11 protein-coding genes are annotated in these 14,597 nt (G+C 45.7%); all 11 read left to right on the plus strand.

The annotated features are described in order from the left end of the window. The first annotated feature begins 40 nt into the window (after positions 1-40). The 11 genes from ACV3PA_RS08675 to ACV3PA_RS08725 all read left to right on the plus strand — a co-directional run bounded on the left by ACV3PA_RS08675 (position 41) and on the right by ACV3PA_RS08725 (position 14,569). A complete protein-coding gene (locus ACV3PA_RS08675; protein WP_456124457.1) occupies positions 41-1,504 on the plus strand; it encodes a UDP-N-acetylmuramoyl-L-alanyl-D-glutamate--2,6-diaminopimelate ligase in 1,464 nt (487 codons plus the stop codon). Continuing rightward, the gene (locus ACV3PA_RS08680) at positions 1,501-2,760 is read left to right on the plus strand and encodes a lipid II:glycine glycyltransferase FemX (protein WP_456124458.1); all 1,260 of its coding nucleotides are present in this window, start codon (positions 1,501-1,503) and stop codon (positions 2,758-2,760) included. Before ACV3PA_RS08675 ends, ACV3PA_RS08680 begins: the two co-directional genes overlap by 4 nt. Continuing rightward, the gene (locus ACV3PA_RS08685; RefSeq protein WP_456124459.1) at positions 2,760-3,422 is read left to right on the plus strand and encodes a M15 family metallopeptidase; all 663 of its coding nucleotides are present in this window, start codon (positions 2,760-2,762) and stop codon (positions 3,420-3,422) included. The genes ACV3PA_RS08680 and ACV3PA_RS08685 overlap by 1 nt, the downstream gene beginning before the upstream one ends. Before the next feature lie 153 nt (positions 3,423-3,575). Continuing rightward, a complete protein-coding gene (locus ACV3PA_RS08690; protein ID WP_023468670.1) occupies positions 3,576-5,240 on the plus strand; it encodes a ribonuclease J in 1,665 nt (554 codons plus the stop codon). Positions 5,241-5,308: 68 nt separating this feature from the next. Then, positions 5,309-7,456: a DNA translocase FtsK gene (locus ACV3PA_RS08695; protein ID WP_053453755.1), complete on the plus strand. Its 2,148-nt coding sequence runs from the start codon at positions 5,309-5,311 to the stop codon at positions 7,454-7,456. A gap of 332 nt (positions 7,457-7,788) precedes the next feature. Beyond that, complete coding sequence (locus tag ACV3PA_RS08700; RefSeq protein WP_053453754.1) at positions 7,789-8,802, plus strand: BMP family lipoprotein; 1,014 nt, start codon at positions 7,789-7,791, stop codon at positions 8,800-8,802. A gap of 222 nt (positions 8,803-9,024) precedes the next feature. Next, entirely contained in the window at positions 9,025-9,744 is a 720-nt protein-coding gene (locus ACV3PA_RS08705; protein ID WP_035407101.1) for a GntR family transcriptional regulator, read from the plus strand. A gap of 129 nt (positions 9,745-9,873) precedes the next feature. After that, complete coding sequence (locus ACV3PA_RS08710) at positions 9,874-10,947, plus strand: BMP family lipoprotein (RefSeq protein ID WP_053453753.1); 1,074 nt, start codon at positions 9,874-9,876, stop codon at positions 10,945-10,947. Positions 10,948-11,013: 66 nt separating this feature from the next. Then, complete coding sequence (locus ACV3PA_RS08715) at positions 11,014-12,543, plus strand: ABC transporter ATP-binding protein (protein ID WP_053453752.1); 1,530 nt, start codon at positions 11,014-11,016, stop codon at positions 12,541-12,543. After that, entirely contained in the window at positions 12,540-13,610 is a 1,071-nt protein-coding gene (locus tag ACV3PA_RS08720; protein ID WP_053453751.1) for an ABC transporter permease, read from the plus strand. Before ACV3PA_RS08715 ends, ACV3PA_RS08720 begins: the two co-directional genes overlap by 4 nt. After that, positions 13,610-14,569, plus strand: a complete 960-nt coding sequence (locus ACV3PA_RS08725; RefSeq protein ID WP_053453750.1) for an ABC transporter permease — start codon at positions 13,610-13,612, stop codon at positions 14,567-14,569. The genes ACV3PA_RS08720 and ACV3PA_RS08725 overlap by 1 nt, the downstream gene beginning before the upstream one ends. Positions 14,570-14,597: the final 28 nt, after the last annotated feature.

A 14,597-nucleotide genomic window follows, 5' to 3' on the forward strand; every position in this document is an offset into this window, starting at 1 on the left:
TAACACATGAAATGACGATGTCGAGAAAGAAGGAATACCGTTGAATTTAGCTGAACTGATTCAAGTCATACAGACGCAAAAAATCGAACGAATGGTAGAGGTGGACGTTACGTCCATCACGACCGATTCACGGGATGTTAAACCGGGCACATTGTTCGTTGCCATCAAAGGGTACACTGTTGATGGGCACGACTATGTTAAACAGGCGGAAGCACAAGGAGCAGTCGCAATTGTCGCGGAACAACCGGTCGACGTGTCGATTCCTGTCATTCTTGTTCGCAGTACATCACGTGCCATTGCCGAGTTGGCTGGTAAATTCTATGATTATCCTTCTGAAAAGATGCGGATGATCGGTATTACAGGAACGAATGGGAAAACGACGACGACGACGATCGTCCGTGATATATTAGCGCACCTTGGTCGGAAGACGGGCATCATCGGGACGGTTGAAGTCAAGATTGGCGACCGCGTCGTACCAAGCCGTAATACGACACCTCAAAGTTCTGAACTGCAAGCCTTTCTCCACCAGATGCACGAAGAAGAGGTCCAAGATGTCATCATGGAAGTATCTTCGCACGGATTAGAGCTTGGCCGGGTGACAGGTGTTGATTACGACGTAGCTGGATTTACGAATTTAACGCATGATCATCTCGATTTTCATAAAACGTTTGAGAATTACGCGCGCGCAAAAGGGTTGTTATTCGCACAACTTGGACAACGGCTGACGACAGAAAAAGTCGCAGTTTTGAACGCTGATGATCCGACGAGTGAATTGTATGAGATGATGACAGGTGCTCGTGTCATGACGTACGGTATTGACAATATGGCGGATCTTCGAGCGACGAACATCCATCAGTCGCTTCAACAAACGACATTCACGATGTTGTACAAGGAAGAACAAGTCGATGTCACGGCGAACTTCATCGGTCGCTTCAATGTCTATAATTTATTGCTTGCGACAGGAATCCTTTTGTCTTGCGGATATGATTTAGCGACGATTGCAGGAGCCATCTCAGCGATCCGTCCGGCAAAAGGGCGGATGCAACGTTTGCCAATTGAAGGGTATAACGTCTATGTCGATTATGCACATACGCCAGATGGCATTGAACAATGTCTGAAAGCACTTGTCGATGTACCGAAGGAAAAGATTGTTTTCCTCATTGGTACAGGTGGAAACCGTGACGTGACGAAACGACCAAAAATGGGTGAACTCGCTTCGACCTATGCAGGAACGGTCGTCATCACGACGGATGATCCACGATATGAAGCATATGATTCGATTACGTCCGGCATTGCAAAAGGGATGACTCACGATCAATTCGTCGAGATCGGCGATCGAGAAGAGGCAGTCCGTTACGCAGCACGTCTTGCGCGACCAGACAATATCGTCATCTTAGCCGGTAAGGGCCATGAAAAATATCAAATCATTGAGGATGAGAAAATTCCTCTCGATGAGGAAGTCATCGTCAAAGAGATGATACGGCAAATGGAGGAACAGAAGTGACTTATCAACCAATCGTTGTAACCATAGATCAATTTGAAACATTCGTAAAAACACATCCAAAAGGCGATTTACTTCAGCTTCCTGCGTGGGGTGAAGTCAAGAGCGCAACTGGATGGACACATGAACGCATTGCAGTCGGAACGACTTCCGGTGAGATTGCCGGAGTCGGGCTGCTCTTATTCAAGAAAGTACCGAAGTTACCGTTTACGCTTTGTTATGCGCCACGTGGTTTCGTCGTCGATTATACGGATACGGACGCACTCCGTGTCCTTCGTGACGAAGCGATTCGTGTCGCAAAACAACACAAGTCGATCGCGATTAAATTTGATCCAAACGTCGAGCGAGAAGAATACCCTGGGCTGTTACAGGAGATGCAAGGCCTCGGATTTAAACATAATGGCTTCGGTGGTGGTTTTGACTATGCACAACCACGTTTTACGATGGAGACGAGTCTTGAAGGGACAGAAAAAGAAATCTTCGATGGTTTCCATTCGAAGTTTCGCTATAATGTCCGCCTTGCTGAACGCAAAGGTATCGTTTGCGAACAAGTCGATCGCGAAGGACTCAAAACATTTGCGAAACTGATGGTCGAGACGGGCGAGCGGGATGGTTTCTCGATTCGTGGTCTGGATTACTTCGAAAATCTGTACGATCATCTGCACCCACAAGGGGACGCTGTTTTGTTCTTGACGAAACTTGATGTCGTCCGTGCGCTTGAAAACACGGAAGCATTATTGCTTCAAGCGGATAAGGAACTCTCGAAGATTCATCGTCAGCTGGAGAAAGAAACAGCTGAGAAGAAGTTGAAGAGCTTAAACAACCGCTTGGAACAGACGACAGCACAAATTGAAAAAGCAGAGAAGTCGAAGACGGAACTGATGACGATTGCTGCGAAACATCCAAACGGTGTCATCTTGTCTGGTGGGTTATTAACGCTCGCTGGTCGACGTTCGTATTACTTATACGGCGCATCGTCAAACGAGTACCGGGAGTTCATGCCGAACCACTTGATGCAATGGACGATGATGCAATATGCGAAAGAACATGGAGCGCTCTCCTATGACTTCGGTGGAGTTAGCGGTTCGACCGATCCAGACGACCATTATGCGGGACTCTACGCCTTTAAATCAGGTTGGGGTAGTCGGATGATCGAAAAGATTGGTGAGTTCGATTACGTGCTTAATCGTCCCTTGTATCTATTACTTGAAACAGGGTTACCGATTCTCCAAAAATTGCGGAAGAAACTCCGTCGCTGATGAAACGGGGGACAATCTTCGGTTGGATCGTGTTTTTATTGACGATGTTTGCGGTTGGATTGTTTCTTGCGGCATCCATGAATCGGATGCCGACGATTTTAATGGATCAGCCAGAGCTCGGAATCGAGAGTTGTCCACGAGACGAAGCGGGTGAAAATCGATTGATTAACGCAAGCGAAGCGAACCTGAAACGTCTGCACCCAGCTGTTGAAGCAGGAGCAAAAGATCTGATCCGAGTTGCCCACTCTTGCTACAATATCGATATTAAGATTACGCAAGGGTACCGCTCGATTCAGCAACAGAACGCGCTTTATGAACAGGGGCGTTCTGAGGCAGGCGAAGTCGTCACAAATGCACGCGGTGGTGAATCGATGCATAATTATGGACTCGCTGTCGATTTCGTACAACTGGTGAACGGACAGATATCGTATGATCTTGAGTACGATGGGAATCGGTCAGGGAAAAGTGACTGGCTTGAAGTCGCTGATATTGGTAAAGCACTTGGTTTTGAATGGGGAGGCGACTGGAAACGATTCGTCGACTATCCACACTTCGAGATGACGTTCGGATATTCGCTTGACGAACTGAAGGATGGGGAACGTCCAAGTCGTTCGGAAAAAGCAAAACGGACGGAAGAAGTCGAAGACCTGTTGAATACATGATCAACGTCATTCCTGGAGTAATGTGGCAGGAATGACGTTTTTTTTAGATTTCCTAGTCGTTTTGTTGGCAGATTGTGAAAATTCGGCTAGAATAGTGATAGTGATAAGTGGACGGCTCACGAAAAGTGAATATGAATTATAGGAGGTCATGTTGTGTCAAAGAAGAAGACGGAAAAAGTAAGCGTCTTTGCTCTTGGTGGCGCCGGTGAGATCGGGAAGAACATGTACGTCGTCGAACTCGACGAGGACATCTTCGTCATCGATGCCGGATTAATGTTCCCAGGAGACGAGATGCTTGGAATCGATAAAGTCATTCCAGACATCAGTTATTTAAAAGAAAACAAAGAGCGGATTCAGGGGATTTTCATTACCCATGGTCACGAGGATCATATCGGGGCACTCAGTTACGTCTTACGTGACTTGAAGGTACCAGTTTACGGAACACGTTTAACGCTCGGTTTGATTGAACACAAATTAAAAGAAGCCGGTTTATTGAAAAAGGCAGATCTTCGTCCAATTGATGCCAAGACGAAATTAACCGTTGCAGGTCATTTTATTACGTTCTTCCGGGTCAACCACTCGATTCCGGATGCAGTCGGGGTTTGTATTCAAACGTCTCAAGGTGCCATCGTCCATACGGGGGATTTCAAGTTCGATTACACACCAGTCGATGGAAAACAGGCAGACTTCGGGAAAATTGCAGCGATTGGTCAACGGGGAGTACTTTGCTTACTGTCTGACTCGACGAATGCAGAGCGACCAGGGATGTCTGGGTCAGAATCGATCGTCGGTTCTGAACTCAACGATGTCATCTATGAGGCACCAGGTCGTGTCATCGTCGCTTCATTCGCTTCGAACATTCATCGTTTGCAACAAGTGTTTGCAGCAGCAGAAGCGAATAATCGTAAAGTAGCAGTCGTCGGTCGGAGTATGGTCAACAACGTCGAAGTGGCACAGCGTTTGAATTACTTACGCTTTAAACAAAAAACACTGATTGATCTGTCTGACATCAACCGCCTCGACGATAACCAAGTCGTCATCTTGACGACAGGATCGCAAGGTGAGCCGATGGCAGCCTTGACACGAATGGCACGTAACGCGCATAAGCAAGTTAACATTCGCTTAAACGATACCGTCGTCGTTGCGGCTTCGCCGATTCCAGGTAATGAAAAGTCGGTTTCGAAAACAATCGACCTATTATTCCGTGCGGGTGCGAATGTCATTTATAACCAACGAAAAGTGCACGTTTCAGGTCACGGTCATGCAGAAGACTTAAAATTGATGCTCAACTTGATCAAACCGAAATTCTTCTTACCGATCCACGGTGAATTCCGGATGCAAAAGGCACATAGTCGTCTAGCACAAACAGTGGGTGTCAATGCAAACAACATCTTCATCATCGAAAATGGTGATGTCGTTGAGTTTGAGAAACGAAAAGCACGGATGTCACGTAAAGTTAACGCTGGTAACGTCTTGATTGATGGAATCGGTGTCGGTGATGTTGGAAACATCGTGCTTCGCGATCGTCGCTTGTTATCGCAAGACGGTGTCGTCCTCTGTGTCATTACGATCAGTCGGAAAAACAAGACGATCGTCTCGGGACCAGAAATCATCTCTCGTGGATTCGTCTACATGCGCGAATCAGAGGATATGATTAATGAAGCGAACCGAATCGTTGCGAAACAACTGCAAGGTAAATTAAACGGAGAATTGGATTGGACGGAAATGAAATCGCTGATTCGAGATAAACTGAGTGCTTATCTCTATGAACAGACGAAACGCCGCCCGATGATTCTTCCAATCATCATGGAGATTTAACAAACAAGCGGCTCAGATTGACCAATACCTGGTCCACTGAGCCGTTTTTTTATCAGGAGGGATGACGTATGGCGACGACGAAACGAAAACCCGTACGAAAAAAAACGCCGCCACGGAAACGACCGGCAGCTAAGAAACAACGTCAGCCGATTGCTTATCGTACATATGCGACCATCATCGCAATCGTCTCACTGCTTGCCTTCTTCCTCGCTTTTGGAGAGTTCGGAAAAGTCGGACTGACGCTAGCTGACGGAGGAGAACGACTGATTGGTCAGTTTGGTTCCTTATTATATGGAGGGATTGGTGCTGTCCTACTCTTACTACTGTCGTCTGCTTCGCGCGCACAAAAATGGGCATGGTCGATGTTACTGATCGGTTTAGTTGTCTGGATCGATTTGATACTTGGTGCACCCCGCGGTATCTTAAACGGATGGCTTTATCAAAACGCAGCCTATTACATCTCAAGCAGTGGTGCCTTTTTGATTGGCCTGTTCTTTATTGGGACAGCCGTTCATTTACTTCGACCAGCGTTCTATGGAGAACTCTGGCTCGGACTTCGGGAACGCATAGAAGAGTTTCGCAATCGTGAACGGATACCTCGTCCTCGTGTCGAAAAAGAGCTGACGCCGAAACCGGTCCGTGAGAAAAAACCGAAGACGTTGCGACCGGCAACTGTCGAGGAACCGGTGGAAACGGAACAAGAAGCAGAGGATCCTTCGGTCAACATTCAAGACGTACCAATCATTGGTTTTGCTGATCATGTTGAACCGCAAGCAGCGGAGACACAAGGACCACTGACGATGACGGAGACACCAGATGGATATCAACTGCCGTCGCTTGATTTATTAGCCGAGCCGACGTCAAAAGACTTATCGGGTGAGAATAAACGACTAAAGGATAACGCGACGAAATTGATTGCAACCTTAAAATCATTCGGAATTGGAGCGAAAGTCTTAAAAATTCACTTAGGACCGAGTGTTACGAAATATGAAATTGAACCAAAGCAGGGCATCAAGCTTAGTCGAATTACTGGACTCGCCGATGATTTAGCGCTTGCGTTAGCGGCGAAAGATATTCGGATCGAAGCACCGATTCCGGGGAAAGCTGCTGTTGGGATTGAAGTTCCAAACCGTGAAGTCGCGATGGTCTCCCTTCGAGAAGTACTTGGCGCAGAAAGTGTACAATCGGATAGCGATCGATTACTTGTAGCGCTTGGACGAAGTATTTCTGGTGAGACGGTAACGGCAAAGTTGAATAAGATGCCACACGTCTTAGTTGCCGGTTCAACCGGTTCTGGTAAATCGGTCTGTATTAACGGTATGATTGTCTCGATATTAATGCGCGCACGACCGGATGAAGTCCGTCTGATGATGATCGATCCGAAAATGGTCGAGTTGAATGTCTATAATGGGATTCCACATCTCTTAGCACCAGTTGTCACTGATCCGAAAAAAGCGGCACAGGCGTTAAAACAAGTCGTCTCAGAAATGGAACGTCGTTATGAGATCTTCAGCCAAAACGGAGCAAGAAACATTGAAGGCTACAATGCATTGATTGATAAGATGAACGCAGAGGAAAAAGTTCATCAACGATTACCGTACATCGTCGTCATCGTCGATGAGTTGGCAGACTTGATGATGGTTGCGTCAAATGAAGTCGAAGATGCGATCATGCGTCTTGCACAAATGGCACGAGCGGCAGGAATTCATATGGTCATCGCGACGCAACGACCGAGTGTTGATATCATCACGGGTGTCATCAAGGCGAATATTCCATCGCGTATCGCATTTAGTGTCTCGAGTGCGACAGACTCACGGACGATTCTTGATACAGGAGGTGCTGATAAGTTGCTTGGACGAGGAGATATGTTGTTACTCGGTAACGGCATGAACAAACCCGTCCGCGTACAAGGTGCCTTCCTATCGGATGAAGAAGTCGAGAAGGTCGTCAATCATGTCATCAGTCAACAAAAGGCACAATACGTTGAAGCGATGATTCCAAAAGATGTACCGGAAGGGGAAACAGAAGTCGATGATCCTCTTTATGATGAAGTTGTCCAGTTCATTCTGACCCAAGAGACGGCATCGACTTCAATGATTCAACGAAAGTACCGGATTGGTTATAACCGCGCAGCCCGTCTAATCGATGCGTTAGAAGAAAACGGATTGATTGGTCCGTCTGAGGGATCGAAACCACGTCGTGTCATGGGACGTTGATCGATTGAAAAGGAAGTCACGGATTATTCCGGGACTTCCTTTTCTTTTTTTAGAATAATGGCTTGATAGAAGGAGAACCTCGTTCATATAAAAATATAAAGGATCAAAACAGAGGATGATTTTGTATAAATAGAAATGAATGGGAAAAATCTAGAATCAAACAAAAATAAAATCGCTTTCATGAAAATAGTTGTCAGACGTCTGTTGATTTTCGAAAGACTTTTTGGCATACTCAGTCATATGAGAGACCGACCTTTGACTAAGGTCTGGGAGCGACTTTTTCACAAATAGATAATGAAAGCGCTCTCATAAATGTAGAGGAGATGGATAAGATGAAGAAGAAACACGTGATCGTATCGATGATGTCAGTAGCAACGGTTGGTCTTGCTGCTTGTGGTGGTTCTGGTGAGAAAGCCGATCAAAAAGATCAATTCTCTGTTGCAATGGTAGCAGACAAGGGTGGAATCGATGACAAATCGTTCAACCAATCAGCTTGGGAAGGACTTCAAGCATACGGAAAAGACAACAAACTTCAAAAAAACGAAGGCTTCTCTTATCTACAATCTAAATCACAACAAGATTATCAGCCGAATTTATCACGTCTTGCTCGTGGTGGAGAAGATTTAGTCTTCGGAATCGGGAACACGTTCAATGAGGATATCAAAACAGTTGCGGATCAATTTAAAGACACACAATTTGCAATCGTTGATAACGTCGTTGAAGGAAAAAACGTCACGTCGATTACATTCAAGGAAAATGAGGGAGCGTATCTCGCGGGGATCGTTGCTGCAATGGAAACTAAAAAAGATCACATCGGTTTCGTTGGTGGAATGAAGATGGACGTTATCGAGCGGTTCCGTGCTGGTTTCGAAGCAGGTGCTAAATCCGTCAATCCGAAGATTAAAATTGATGTTCAGTATGCTGAAGATTTCGCAGCGCCAGAAAAAGGTCAAGCCATCGCAGCAGGTATGTACGGTAAAGGAGCAGATATTATCTTCCCAGCAGCAGGTGGGACAGGAAATGGTGTCTTCACAGAAGCGAAGAATCGTAAGAAAAATGGTGAAGATGTTTCGGTTATCGGTGTCGATCGTGACCAAAAAGAAGAAGGTATGCCTGAAGATGTAACATTGACATCTGTCATTAAGCGTGTTGATCGTGCAGTCGAAGATACAGCAAACGCAGCGAAAGACGGTAAACTCGAAGGTGGAAAAACGATTCGTTATGGTCTGAAAGAAGATGGCGTTGATGTTGTTCCGTCAGAAAAAATTTCGAAGAAGACGATGACGGTGCTTGAAAAAGCAAAAGCGGATGTCGTTTCTGGAAAAATCGAAGTACCTGAGCAATAAGCGTTGAAAAGAGAAAGGGCATTCTTAGGTAGAATGCCCTATTTTCTTCCATTATTGATTGCGTTATGAAAAGGGTTACAAAAGCGCCAGAAGTCAGACTTCTAACCTGTTACAAAATGATTGCAGGATTGTGTTGGGCGTCATATACTTATCTTGGCTGGAGTTCTCATACGTCAGAAGTCTGAGCACTGGTTACAACTAGATAGAGGATGGAGATGCGTCATGTCGATTAAATTAGATCATCGTTTGCTTTATTTACGTGTGATTGAAAAAATCAAGTCTGACATCGATGACGGCGTTTACAAGGAAGGCGAGAAGCTCCCTTCAGAGTTTGAACTTTCAAAGCAACTTGGCGTCAGTCGAGCTACTCTTCGAGAGGCATTACGAATTCTTGAAGATGAGAACATCGTCATCCGTAAACACGGTGTCGGTACGTTTATCAATGCAAGACCACCGTTTACTTCTGGCATTGAGGAGTTATACAGTGTGACAGAAATGATTGCACGTGCAGGTATGATTCCGACATCAGAAGTGTTATCATCCGAGATGGTCCAACCGACTGAGCGCGACCGAGAACGCTTTCAACTTGGTCCGGATGAATTGGTTTATCGAATCGAACGAATCCGACTCGCAGGAGATGTTCCTGTCGTCTATTGTATCGATAAGATTCCAAGCCATTATATTAAAAATGAAGAGCAGTTCACCTCTTCGACATCATTATTTGATGCTCTAGAAAAAGAACTCGGACGACGTGTCACACATGCCGTGACGCATATCGAGCCGCGTATTGATCCGAAAATCGCTGAACAATTACATACGGACCAACCTTTGCTCGCATTGCGCCAGACGCATTATGATGAGCTCGATCGTTCCGTTCTTTTTTCAGCGAACTACTTCCGAGCAGATAAGTTTGATTTCCACGTCATCCGTAAACGTGTGTGAGCCATTGTTTTAGGATGAATACTGAAAGCGCTTTCCGTCATAACCTACGTAACGCTCCTCATCGCCAGCCTCGGGTGCTAGACGTAGTCTTGAACTTTGTATGACCATATTCGAAAGGGGATTTTCCAGATGAAAAAGAAGTCACTTCTCGCATTAGCAGCAACAGGTTTAGCAATGAGTTCGGTCCTTGCAGCATGTGGTGGCAACGACGATTCAAAAGATTCAGGTAGCGGTAGCAAATCAGAAGGCTTTAAAGTAGGTATGGTTACAGATACAGGCGGCGTGGATGATAAATCATTCAACCAATCTGCTTGGGAAGGTATCCAGAAGTTCGGAAAAGACAATGACTTAAAAGAAGGTACTGGCTACAAATATCTTCAATCTGCAAAACAATCGGATTACCAACCAAACCTTCAGCAATTAGCTCGTGCTAAATACGACTTGATCCTCGGTATCGGATTCTTGATGGGTGAAGACATCGGTAAAGTAGCGGATCAGTTCAAAAAGAGCAACTTTGCACTCGTTGATATGGTTGTCGACAAGCCAAACGTCGCGTCAATCGTCTTCAAAGAAAACGAAGGATCGTTCCTCGTGGGTGTTGTTGCTGGATTGACGACGAAATCAGATAAAGTCGGATTCGTCGGTGGCGTTAACTCTGATTTGATCAAAAAGTTTGAAAGTGGATTCAAAGCAGGCGTTAAAGCAGTCAACCCTGATGCAGACATCGAAGTACAATATGCAGAAGACTTCAATGCTGCTGAAAAAGGACAAGCAATCGCTTCAGGTATGTACGGTAAAAAAGTCGACGTCATCTATCACGCAGCTGGTGGTACAGGACAAGGGGTATTCACAGAAGCGAAAAACCGTAAGAAAAACGGTGAAGACGTTTGGGTTATCGGTGTAGACCGTGACCAAGTCGAAGAAGGTATGCCTGAGAACGTCACATTGACGTCAATGGTCAAACGTGTTGATACAGCAGTCCAGCAAGTCGCTAAAGATACGAAAGACGGCAACTTCCCAGCAGGTAAAGTCGTTGAGTTCGGTCTAAAAGACGGTGGTGTTGATATCGCACCTTCGAAAGACAACGTTTCGAAAGAAGCACTCGACAAAGTCGAAGAGTACAAAAAACAAATCATCGATGGCGACATCAAAGTCCCATCGACAGACGACGAGTACAAAGAATACGAAGCGTCACTGAAATAATAATGAAAGCGGGGGTCGCTAGCATTGCGACTCCCCCTTTTAAACTAAACATGGGAGTGGATTTTCTTGGAATACGTCATTGAGATGCTAAACATCAGAAAAGAGTTTGGCAGTTTCGTCGCAAATGATAACATCACGCTCCAGCTTCGGAAAGGTGAGATTCACGCTTTACTTGGTGAAAACGGTGCCGGAAAATCGACGCTGATGAACGTCTTATTTGGTTTGTATCAGCCTGAGGCTGGAGAAATTCGTGTACGTGGTGAAAAAGTCAATATTACGAGTCCGAACGTCGCGAACGATCTAGGAATCGGAATGGTGCACCAACACTTCATGCTCGTTCAAAATTTCACTGTTACTGAAAACATCATTTTAGGTGCAGAGCCACGTGCGGGAATTAAGATCGACCGTGCATCTGCACGTGAGAAGGTACGCCAGATTTCTGAACAGTATGGTCTTGCTGTTGATCCTGATGCAAAAATCGAGGATATCTCAGTCGGAATGCAACAGCGTGTTGAAATTTTGAAGACGTTGTACCGTGGTGCAGATATCTTGATCTTCGATGAACCATCTGCTGTCTTGACACCACAAGAGATCAAGGAATTAATTCAAATCATGAATCGCTTGATCGCAGAAGGAAAGTCGATCATCCTCATCACGCATAAACTGAAGGAAATCATGGAAGTAGCTGATCGCTGTACGACGATTCGCCGAGGTAAATATATCGGAACGGTCGATATCGATGAGACGATGACTCAATCCCGTCTTGCTGAAATGATGGTAGGTCGTGAAGTAAACTTTAATGCGGAGTATTCCAAGGCAAATCCACAAGAACTTGTTCTCGACATCAAGGATTTGGTCGTCAAGGACAGTCGCGGCATCAAAGCTGTCGATGGATTGAATCTCGACATTCGTGCCGGAGAGATCGTCGGAATTGCCGGAATCGATGGCAACGGGCAAACAGAATTGATTGAGGCGATCACAGGTCTTCGTAAAGCAGACAGCGGTGAGATTTTCCTCAACAATAAATCAATCAAAAACTTAAAACCACGTAAAGTGACAGAGTCTGGTGTCGGTCATATCCCACAAGACCGTCATAAACACGGACTTGTCCTCGATTATTCAATCGGGCATAACATGGTCTTGCAAACGTATTATCAACAACCGTATTCAAAAGCGGGCATCATGAACTATAAACAAGTCATGGAAAAAGCCAAAACGCTCATCGAGAAGTTCGACGTCCGAACTCCGAGTCCAGAGACGTTTGCTCGTGCTTTGTCAGGTGGTAACCAACAGAAAGCAATCATTGCGCGAGAAGTCGATCGTTCACCAGATTTGTTGATTGCAGCACAGCCGACACGTGGTCTTGATGTCGGAGCAATCGAGTTTATTCATGAACAGTTGGTTCTCGAACGTGAAAAAGGGCGCGCTGTCCTATTGATTTCATTCGAACTTGAAGAAATCCTTCAAGTATCAGACCGGATTGCTGTTCTTTATGAAGGGAAAACAGTTGCCTTCTTGGATCCAAAAGAAACGAATGAGATCGAGCTTGGCTTCCTGATGGCCGGCGGTAAGAAAGAGGAGGTAGGTCATTCATGAAGTTAGAGCGTTTTTACGGCATCCTCATTCCGATTCTTTCCATCATCCTTGGAATGGTCGTCGGGGCGATTGTCATGCTCATCGGCGGATACGATCCGATAGCCGGTTTTGATCAGTTATTCTATGGTATTTTTGGCGAACCATACAGTATCGGTGAAACATTACGAGCAGCAGCTCCGTTAATCTTTGCCGGTCTCGCGGTCGCGTTTGCCTTTCGGACTGGACTCTTTAATATCGGGGTTGAAGGTCAAGTACTCGTCGGGTGGATGGTCGCAGTTTGGATCGGAATCGAGTTTGATTTACCGACAGCGATTCATTTACCGCTTGCATTAATCGGTGCAGGATTAGCTGGTGCACTTTGGGCTTCGATTCCAGGTATCTTAAAAGCGAAGTTCCACGTGCACGAAGTTATCACGTCGATCATGATGAACTATATCGCGTTATATGTTACGAATGATATTTTACGTCACGTCATCGGAATTACGAACGAACGGACGGAATCCGTAAAAGAATCAGCATCCCTTGCGTCTCCGTTCTTGCAAGAAATCACTGATTTCTCACGGTTGCACAACGGAATCTTCATCGCAGTCATCGCAGCGCTTGTCTTCTGGTTCATCTTGTGGAAAACAACGCTTGGTTATGAACTCCGAGCAGTTGGATTCAACAAAAATGCTGCAGAATATGCAGGGATGGGCGTTAACCGTAACATCATCCTATCGTTCGTCATCTCAGGTGTGTTTGCAGGGCTCGCTGGAGCGATGGAAGGTCTTGGGACATTCCAAAACATGACACTAAACGCATCCTTTACAGGAGTTGGATTTGACGGAATTGCGGTTGCCTTATTAGGTGCGAATAACCCAATCGGTGTCGTTCTCGCGGCATTACTGTTTGCGGGACTTAACATCGGTGGTCTGTCGATGCAACAGATCGGTATTCCGCCTGAATTGATTAAGATCATCATTGCGTTCATTATCATTTTCGTTGCTTCTGGTTACGCGATTCGTCTCGTCATTGAGAAGTTCACGGTTAAGAAAGAATCTAAAAAAGCGAAAGGAGCCGGTCAATAATGGGTTTTCTTGAAGTACTTTATATCATCGTGCCAATCGCACTTGCCTATTCGGCTCCATTGATCATTGCAGCACTTGGTGGCATTTTCAGTGAGCGTTCAGGCGTCGTTAACATCGCATTAGAAGGATTAATGGTCATGGGTGCTTTCACAGGTGTTGTCACAGCGTTAACACTATCAAAAATGGGATTAGGTGCTGCGAGCCCATGGCTAGCGATGCTGATCGCAATCATCGTCGGAGCGGTCTTCTCGCTCTTCCTTGCGATTCCAGCAATCCTTTTCCGTGCAGACCAAACGGTTCTTGGAGTGGCAATCAATTTGCTTTCAGTCGGTCTTGCGATCTTCCTTGTCCGTGCGCTTTATGAAAAAGGACAGACAGACTCGATTCCAAACCGTATCTCGAAAGAAAACGTACCATTCTTGTCTGACATTCCGGTCTTGAAAATGTTCTTTGCGAACGTTTATTACACATCGTATATCGCGATCGTTCTTGCCTTCGTTGCGTGGTATATCATCTTTAAGACACCATTCGGTCTTCGTCTTCGTTCTGTTGGGGAACACCCGATGGCAGCGGACACGATGGGAATTAACGTTACGAAGATGCGTTTCATCGGTGTCATGATCTCTGGTGGTTTTGGTGGTCTTGCCGGTGCTGTCTACGCAACATCCATTTCATTGAACTTCAGTGTCACGACGATCCTCGGTCAAGGGTTCCTCGCAATCGCTGCGATGATCTTCGGAAAATGGAATCCGCTTGGTGCGATGGGAGCTGCGCTCTTCTTCGGATTCGCTCAAGCGATTTCAATCATTGGTCAGCAATTGCCTTTACTTGATCAGATTCCACAAGTTTATCTATTGATTGCACCGTATTTATTGACGATCTTGGCACTCGCTGGTGTCGTTGGTCGTGCGGATGCGCCAAAAGCAGTTGGTATACCGTATATCAAAGGAAAACGCTAAAATTTTACCAATCAAGAACCGGACATTG

The organism is Exiguobacterium sp. EA-TM-5 (assembly GCF_053878415.1).